Annotated in this window: 7 protein-coding genes and 1 pseudogene; 1 reads left to right on the forward strand and 7 read right to left on the reverse strand. The window is 39.4% G+C overall.

The features are described 5' to 3' along the window. A partial coding sequence (locus tag E1171_RS13060) for an RICIN domain-containing protein (RefSeq protein ID WP_155206452.1) occupies nt 1-1746 on the forward strand: 1746 nt, incomplete at its 5' end. Between the two features lie 131 nt (nt 1747-1877). Here the strand turns inward: E1171_RS13060 and moaA are convergent. From moaA to E1171_RS13090, 7 genes and pseudogenes are all read right to left on the reverse strand, one after another. Beyond that, complete coding sequence (gene moaA, locus E1171_RS13065; RefSeq protein ID WP_187696439.1) at nt 1878-2858, reverse strand: GTP 3',8-cyclase MoaA; 981 nt, start codon at nt 2856-2858, stop codon at nt 1878-1880. A gap of 34 nt (nt 2859-2892) precedes the next feature. After that, a complete protein-coding gene (locus tag E1171_RS13070) occupies nt 2893-3147 on the reverse strand; it encodes a DUF6755 family protein (protein ID WP_155206454.1) in 255 nt (84 codons plus the stop codon). A gap of 11 nt (nt 3148-3158) precedes the next feature. Next, nucleotides 3159-3683, reverse strand: a complete 525-nt coding sequence (locus E1171_RS13075; protein WP_155206455.1) for a QcrA and Rieske domain-containing protein — start codon at nt 3681-3683, stop codon at nt 3159-3161. A 17-nt stretch (nt 3684-3700) separates the two neighbouring features. Beyond that, nucleotides 3701-4270: a 4Fe-4S dicluster domain-containing protein gene (locus E1171_RS13080; protein ID WP_155206456.1), complete on the reverse strand. Its 570-nt coding sequence runs from the start codon at nt 4268-4270 to the stop codon at nt 3701-3703. Nucleotides 4271-4291: 21 nt separating this feature from the next. Next, complete coding sequence (locus E1171_RS24495) at nt 4292-4975, reverse strand: molybdopterin oxidoreductase family protein (protein ID WP_246164327.1); 684 nt, start codon at nt 4973-4975, stop codon at nt 4292-4294. Beyond that, nucleotides 4962-6509, reverse strand: a pseudogene (locus E1171_RS24500) (molybdopterin oxidoreductase family protein). The gene E1171_RS24495 and the pseudogene E1171_RS24500 overlap by 14 nt, the downstream one beginning before the upstream one ends. Nucleotides 6510-6535: 26 nt before the next feature. Continuing rightward, nucleotides 6536-7591, reverse strand: a complete 1056-nt coding sequence (locus E1171_RS13090; RefSeq protein WP_155206457.1) for an MFS transporter — start codon at nt 7589-7591, stop codon at nt 6536-6538. Nucleotides 7592-8233 lie beyond the last annotated feature (642 nt).

Genomic DNA, 8233 nt, shown 5'->3' on the forward strand with positions numbered 1-8233 from the left:
GGAGTTCCCTTAAAAAATGTAGAAGGAAGTTTTGAAATGCTATCCGACTATGAAAGTGGAGAGCTAATCTCAGCCGAATATAAAGTTACAGAAACAAAAGATGTAAGTATTGGGCTTTTTGACCCTATTGAGTTACACTTACAAAGTGTCACTAAATATAAAGATTGTATTTATTGGATTCATAGTGAATATGAAGGGACTAAACCATTTATGGTAATTGCTCAAAGGACTGGTGGAAAATACAATGTGAAAAAATTTAACTTGCCTCGATTTATGGACTCTTCCTGTAGTGATGGAAATGAGGTGAATCACCCCAGTAATATGCAGTTAATTGGCAAGTTTCTTATGATTAGTATTGAAGCCGAATATAATCCTTTAGATTTTATTAACGACCGTGATAGCCATCACATGTTTGTTTTCTATGATCTTTCCGATCCTTATAACCCTGTTCTTTTGGATACACGCATCGAATATTGTGAGTCCAATACTTTTGGAGGGGGAATTGCTTATCACCCAATCCAGGAACGGTACTATGTGGTAACTACAGGGAAAAAAGTTTATCGAAGTAATCAGTATTTGCTTGGAGACTCCGAACTTGAATTTGAAGAAATAGGAGAGTTGTCTTCTAATAGTGGAATCAAGACCTCAGCAGGAAATAATTTAATTGCTCAGGAGGATGGCAGTATTTACTCTGTAGCCTTTGAGGGCGATGATGGAGATGATAATAAAGTGTTTCTTAGAAGGGTGATTAATCCGGAGGGAGAAATAGAATTAGGAGATAAAATCACTTATAACTTGGGGGCTAAGGATGAAACCCACTTTAGGTGGGGCGGGAGTTTGGTGGTACATGGTGAAGATTCTTTTACCATTATAGCTAATGAAAGGGAGTTGCATTCAGGAGGATTCAGTGATTATTCCAGAATTCGAGAGTGGCCAGTAGATCCTGCCTTACCCTATCCAGGAAAAACTTACAGAGTACGACCTAAATGTAGTGCTGCGGAAGATTTTAGCTTACAGGTTTGGTCAGGAAATTCAGGTGATGGAGAAAATGTTCAAATGCAGAGTAAGTACGAGGATTGGGAATATTGGAAAGTGGTTCCTACTGACGATAATGAAGGTTATTTGCTGAAAAATGCACATACAGGAAAATACATTTCAATAGAAGGTAAAAGCACCAGTAATAATGCTAATGTCCACCAGTGGAAGGATGGCAATAAGAATGATGACAATAATACCTTAAGGTTTGAGCCTTTGGGGAATGGTTTCTTTGTATTACGTTTCCGTCATTCTAATCGTGTGCTGGCCATTCAAGGTTCTTGTGGAGATATCGCACGTCAAACTAATGTGCGACAGGAAGAATATAAGGGGTATAACGATCATAAATGGGAATTTATTGATGAGAGCGTAAGCAGCTCCACTCTGTCATCAAAAGTTAGTCTACTGGATAATAAATATAATGAGGAGTCAAAAGTTTCAGATCTGTCTTTAAAATTAGTGCCAAACCCTTCTAGCTCCAATACTCTGATTACCTATCTGACAGCAAAAAATCAATTGGCAATCATTCAAATTATGAATTTAGATGGGAGTGTAGTTTTTGAAACCCAACAGCTTTCAGGGCAAGAGGGAGAACAGAAACTGGATTGGCTGGGAGTGGATAATAGGGGAAACCTTCTTCCGAAAGGAATATATATTTGCAGATTGCAAGTGGGAGAACAAATCAGTGTTGAAAGAATAGTAAGGTTTTAATCTCTTATTTTCTGAGGGTGAGTTAGATAAAACTTACTAAGTTTAAAAGGGTATCTGCCAGGGAAAGCTTCTAGTTCCACTACCTGGTGGGTGCCTTTTATAATTAATTTTTTATTTTGAAAAGGTAAAAATTATCCTCCAATTTTAACCATGCTTCTGTTTTCAATGGTGGTAGCCTGAGTATTTTTCAATTCTTTGTTGAATTGCCCTCCCATAAAGGCATGCTTTCTGTTTAAGCTGTTTTGGATTAGATGCTCCAGTTTTTCTCCTTTTCGTAAGGCCCCTAATAGGTCGGTTTCTTCTTTTCCGAAAAGGCAGTTTTTCATTTTGCCGTCTGCTGTAATACGCATGCGATTACAATCCACACAAAAAGGTGCACTCATAGTAGTGATAAATGCAAAAGTGCCAGGAGCATTGTATAATTTATATTTTTTGGCGGTGGCATGTTTTTCGTCCCGGAGTTTGATGAAATCGTAGGAATCCTTCACTAATTGGAGCATTTCCTGGGCCTTAATCACTTTCTGATATTCCCATTTATTTCCGCTAAAGGGCATAAATTCAATAAAGCGTACATGAAGGGGATGCTTTTGAGTGAGTTGAATAAAATCCAGAATTTCATCTTCGTTGATGCCTTTCATGGCAACCACATTCAATTTTACATGGAAGCCCTCTTTTTGAAGCAAAAGGATGTTATTCCAGACCTTATCCAGGACAGCACGTTTGGTTAACTGAAAAAAGCGAGAAGGCTGCAGGCTGTCGATACTTACATTTAAGGATCGAATTCCCGCTTGTTTAAATGTATCTATGAATTTATCTACATAAACGCCATTGGTGGTTAAACTAAGCTCTACCGGAAGTTGAGCCAATGTTTTAATGATTTGATCAGCTCCTTTTCTTACCAAGGGTTCACCTCCAGTCAGCCGAATTTTATTTACTCCCAACTTTACAAAAGTTTTGGCAATGGATTCAATTTCCTCTACTTGCATTAAATGCTTTTGTGGCATACAGGAAATATTCTCTTCGGGCATACAATAGCTACACCGAAAGTTACAGCTATCGGTCAAAGAAATTCTTAGATAATCGTGAACCCTATGGAATTGATCCTTCATTATTTACTTTAGCTTTTGCCGACTTTCCCTTAAAATACTAATTCCGTCTAGATTTTCCTCTTGCATCTGGTAAATACTTTAACAGGAATAAGGCGAGGAAAAAAAAGACGAACGAACCAATGGCTGCAGCTAGGGCAAAACCTTGGTTTTCGGATAAGGCATTATTTAGGGTGCCATACAGCAACCAAATCTGAATACCCACAATACCAATTAACAGAAAAATAATTCCTACCATTAAGGTATTGGTCTTGTTGGGATGCGCCTGATTTTGGGCTTCTCTAAAATCACTCATGGTATTATTCCTTAACTGATGGTTTTACTTTCTTTATATGCACTTACGTATACTTTTTCATTTTTTATGTGCACACTTAATTGCGGAAGAGGACGTGGTGGCGGTCCTGCCAATACAGTTCCTGTGTCCGCATCGAAGAAACCTTTATGACAAGGACATTCGATTTTGTTAATTTCGGCATTGTAACGCACTGCACAGGACAAATGTGTGCATTTTTGTTCAAAGGCCCTCCATTTTCCTTCCGAAAGGTGTATTAATAGGTAAGGAATATTTTTTTCTCCCTCAATGATAAACTCTTTTGTTTGGCCTATGGCCACATCTGAGGTATTGCAAATAAAATGTTCTCCCTCTAATTCCTTGCTTGGAAATGCAAAAGATTTTATGGCAATGATGCCATTTCCTAATGCCATACCCCCTGATAAAAGACAGAGGAATTTTGCAAATTCTCTTCGGGAAACGTGGGTGGCTTCGTCCTTTTTAACTGGAAAATCCTTTTTCCAATTAGGTGTTTCTTTCTCTTTTGAATTATAAGCCATCTTTTTTGGATTAAGGTCTAATGTACTTTCAATTCCGTACTGCCTTTCGGCATCATGATATTCACTTTGGTGTTCACGGTTTCACCTCCAAATTTGATAGTGTTTACCGGATCACTATCCGGGCGTTTTTTCTTTATTTCCTCTCGGGTACCATAGAATAAAGCTCCACTTGGACAAACCGTTGCACACATAGGTTTCTTGCCAGCGCTGGTTCTGTCATAACACATGTTACACTTCATCATCAATTCGGCTTGCTCCTGTTTTTGAGGTACGCCAAAAGGACAGGCCAGTACACAATTGGAGCATCCGATACAACGTGAGGTATTTGCCGAATGTACCACCCCAAAACTATCTTTGGTAATGGCATCGGCCGGACAAACATTGGCACATACAGGATCTTCACAATGCATGCATACTTGTACCGTTGTCTGAACTGTATGGGCCCTATCCACATAATGAATATGGATCATACTTTCTTGGCCATTTGTTTCACATTCGGCACAAGCCATTTCACAAGCATGACAACCGATACATCGTTGCATGTCCACAAAGAACTCCATGTCCTTGTCATATTCTGCTACAGCCATAATAGGTAGTTTTAAATTCTTTTAAATACTTTCATGTGCTTTAGCCTCCGATGCTTCAGGAGCTTTTCTTCCCATGGGTATCAGTTTACAGGCACAAACTTTAAATTCAGGAATTTTTGAAATTGGATCCAGGGAACCAATTGTCAGCTGATTGGCTGATTTGCTTCCTCCCCAATGGTAAGGAATGAATACAGTATCTTCCCTTATAGTTTCAACCAGTTGAGCAGGAAATTCTGCTTCTCCTCTTCGGGTGACCACTCTTATAAGATCCCTGTCTTTTATTCCGTATTGATAGGCCAGCTTCGGGTGGATCTCCAATAAGGGTTCCGGATATTGATCAATCAATTTTCCGATTCTCCGGGTTTGGGTACCACTTAAATATTGAGAAACGACCCTTCCAGTGGTCATGATTACTGGGAATTTTTCATCAGTGATTTCTTCAGGATCACGGTAGGGTGCAGGGTTAAAATGAGCTTTTCCATCGGGAGTAGGAAACTTTTTATCCTCCCACAAACGAGGAGTTCCGGGGTGATCTAAATCCGGGCAAGGCCAGAATACCCCCATATTTTTCTCTATCTTTTCGTAGGTGATTCCGTAGTAGTTGGCAGTTCCTCCCTTAGAGGCCACTCTCAGTTCATTAAAAATTTCTTCACTGTTTTTATAAGCGAATTTATCTCCTGCACCTAAGCGATTAGCAAGTTCCAATTAAGATATCACTGTCACGTCTGGCATTTGCAGGGGGAGTAACAGCCGCCCGAATCCTCACTACTCTTCCTTCTGCTGTAGTAACTGTTCCCTCTTCTTCTTCATGTAAAGAAGTAGCCATAACTACATCCGCATGACGAGCCGTTTCACTAAGGAAAAAGTCAATTGCCACGAAATATTACAGTTTTTCAAGTGCTTCTCGTACAAAATTGTTGTTTGGAAGAGAAACCAGTGGATTAAAGCATAAGGAGATCAAACCTTTGATTTCTCCTCTGTGAATGGCTTCAATAATTTCGTAGGCAGTTAAGCCTTTTCCTGGCAATTCTTTTTCTTCTATTCCCCATACCGTGGAAATGTATTTTCTATGTTCAGGATTGGTGATGTCACGGTTTCCTGGTAATTGATCACATTTATGACCATGTTCCCGTCCTCCTTGTCCATTTCCTTGTCCGGTGATGGTGCCATAGCCACAATAGGGCTTGCCAATTCTTCCGGTTGCTAGCACTAAATTGATACAACTCACTACATTGTCTACCCCTTTGGAATGATGTTCAATGCCCCTTGCATGCATCAAAAAGCTGGTTTTAGCTTTTCCCCATAACTGTGCGGCTTGTTTGATTAAATCGGCCTTTATGCCAGTGACTTCTTCAGCCCATTCCAGGGAATAATCCTTTACCGCATCAATAGCATCCTGGAAGCCACTGGTATGGTTCTCAATAAATTCATGGTCCAACCAGTCATTTTCTACTAATTGCTGCAGCATGGCTCCAAATAAAGCGGAATCTGTTCCAGGCCGAACGGCCAAATGCAGATCCGCTGTACGGGCAATAGGAGTAACCCGTGGATCTACTACAATTAATTTAGCCCCATTATCACGTGCTTGCCAAATGTAGTGTGTAAGGGTAGGAAAAGTTTCACTTACGTTGGTGCCGGCAATTAAAATGACTTCAGCATGAGCCAGGTCTTCCCAGTTATTGGAAGTTCTGTCTAAGCCAAAAGCCTTTTTATTTCCTGCTCCTGCACTTACCATACACAAACGGCCATTATAGTCCAAGTTGGCAGTTTTTAATGCTACACGAGCAAATTTTCCTACCATGTAACTTTTTTCATTGGTTAGGGAGACCCCTGAAAGCATGGCAAAAGCATCATTTCCATACTGATTCTGAATGCGCTTGATTTCAGAAACGGTTTTGCTCATTGCTGTTTCCCAGTCAACCGGTTCAAAACCCTCTCCTTCTACCCTTTGGATGGGGTTAAGTATTCTATCAGGGTGATTATTTTGAAGATAACGTTGTACTCCTTTTGGACAAAGTCGTCCTTCATTAAATGGAAATTCCATCCAGGGCTCAAAGCCTACTACTTTATTCTCTTTTACTTTTAATTGAATCCCACATTGCATTCCACAAAAACAGCAATGGGTTTTTACAAGCTTGTCGGGTTCGGAGCGGCCATAAAATCCTTCCTGGGGGGAATATTGCTTGGTCGGACCAAATCCTTTAACTAGCTCAGAGGCGGATATAGGTAACTTTGCCATAAGTACTATTTTAATTTTTTAAGATTTTAACCGAAAAATTTCCCTGACTCTTTTCGAGCCTTATAATGAGCTTTTGCCAGGACGGACCTTTTCCCTTCCGGACTAAAGTCCAAATGATTTCTTCCGTCTTCCAGATTAAAATCAAAGCCTAAATCTTCGGTTATTGTCTTTAAATCATTCACATGCATTTTTGAAGCATACTCCTTCTTTGTATGAGGACAGACAGCCATTCCTCTCTTTTTTCCTTCTGTTCTATAAATATTGGCCCCTAATTGGGCTGGGCGTTGAAAGATGTGGAAAAACTTGCCAAAAGGAATCCACACTAAAAAAAGGATCACCGTAATGGCATGGGTTACGGACATGAATTGGTTGGTTTTTCCTTCCAGAAAGGTGTAATCGTAAGTAATGCCCAAACCCGTTACTGAAATAGCAATCAATAAAACCAAAGGCAACCAGTCCCCCTCAAATGATTGTGTGGCTATAAGTCCTCCATTTGTTAGTCTTCTGCGCATCATCATCACCGCTCCAATTACCACCAATACAGAGCACCAGGGCAATACATGGAAAATGTTGAAGGCTAAAAAAGAATTCAATTGAAATTTGGCTACACTATAACCAAATGCATGTGCCTCGTAGGTGACAGTGGATCCCGGTTCGAAGGTGAAATGAATCCAGCCCAGGGTAAGCGGAATGGTAACTAAAAAAGCAATCATACATCCTGTAGCTAATAAAAAGTGCCCAATCCACCGTGATCTTCCTCTTGGGTAGATAAATCGTTGGAATAAGATGTTTCGAACAAAGAGATTTAAGGATCGTCCGATATAGGGAATAAAGTTTCTACTGAATAAGAATTGCCAAGATCGCCTCCAGTACATTTTAGTGGGAGGACGCTGCAGCCAAACCGAATAACGATAGGTGATGCCAAAAACCGCAAATAAGGTCCCGACCAGGTAAGCAATTAATGCTGCATCAAAATTCTGCAAATTACGGGATCCAATAAATACCAAAAGAATGGTCAAAAGAAGAGCAATGGTGGCTTTTGTAAAAGCTTTTCTATCCAGGGTTTCAAATAATTTAAACATAAAGCATTCTTTAAAGTAATCAAGAGGTATCAGCCTCATTCTATTCTAATAAAAAGTTATGCTGTGAAGTCCTTCATCTTAATGGGTGTAACTTAAGTGTTTGCACATTGTAAAGGACGGGAAGAAAAAGTGCCTATTCAATGATAATTGTCATGTTTTACTATGATTGATAAACCATAGGGTGGTTTGGGATTCGGCAATAGAGAGGTTGAAGTATGCACTTTGCTTTGTAGGAACCCTTTTTAATAGAGATGTTTGTTTCTGTTAAGTATTAAGTGGGAATTTGGGGGCTTTATATTTTTCTTAAAATTTTCGAAATAACTTTTGTTGGGAATTTCTGGTCGATTCTGTTAAAAACTAATTCATTGGGTTTTCCTTTTTTGCTATTCTTTAATAGCTGTGGTACTCCTAGCTTTTTAAAAATGATTGGTAGGAAGCAGGGGGGAGAGCGGTTGACTTCTGGGGTTTAATTTTTAAATAAGTCTAAAAATAGTCTAGGTGTTGAATTACCTGGGATTGTAAAACCGAATGGATGTTTGATTGGAGGAAGGATTTAATTGAATTATTTTTCTTGTGGATTGGGTAAAAAACAACCCTTGTATTTTAATTTTGTTTTAATATTTATTAGAATAGGTTATAAAA

The sequence above is a fragment of the Xanthovirga aplysinae genome (assembly GCF_009711365.1).
In the GTDB taxonomy this organism is placed as follows: Bacteria; Bacteroidota; Bacteroidia; order Cytophagales; family Cyclobacteriaceae; genus Xanthovirga; species Xanthovirga aplysinae.

What these genes read in the sequence shown, in the direction of transcription:
- E1171_RS13070 (WP_155206454.1), bottom strand. Translation starts at nt 3,147, where the DNA reads ATGAGTGATTTTAGAGAAGCCCAAAATCAGGCGCATCCCAACAAGACC.
- E1171_RS13075 (WP_155206455.1), bottom strand. Translation starts at nt 3,683, where the DNA reads ATGGCTTATAATTCAAAAGAGAAAGAAACACCTAATTGGAAAAAGGAT.
- E1171_RS13080 (WP_155206456.1), bottom strand. Translation starts at nt 4,270, where the DNA reads ATGGCTGTAGCAGAATATGACAAGGACATGGAGTTCTTTGTGGACATG.
- E1171_RS13090 (WP_155206457.1), bottom strand. Translation starts at nt 7,591, where the DNA reads ATGTTTAAATTATTTGAAACCCTGGATAGAAAAGCTTTTACAAAAGCC.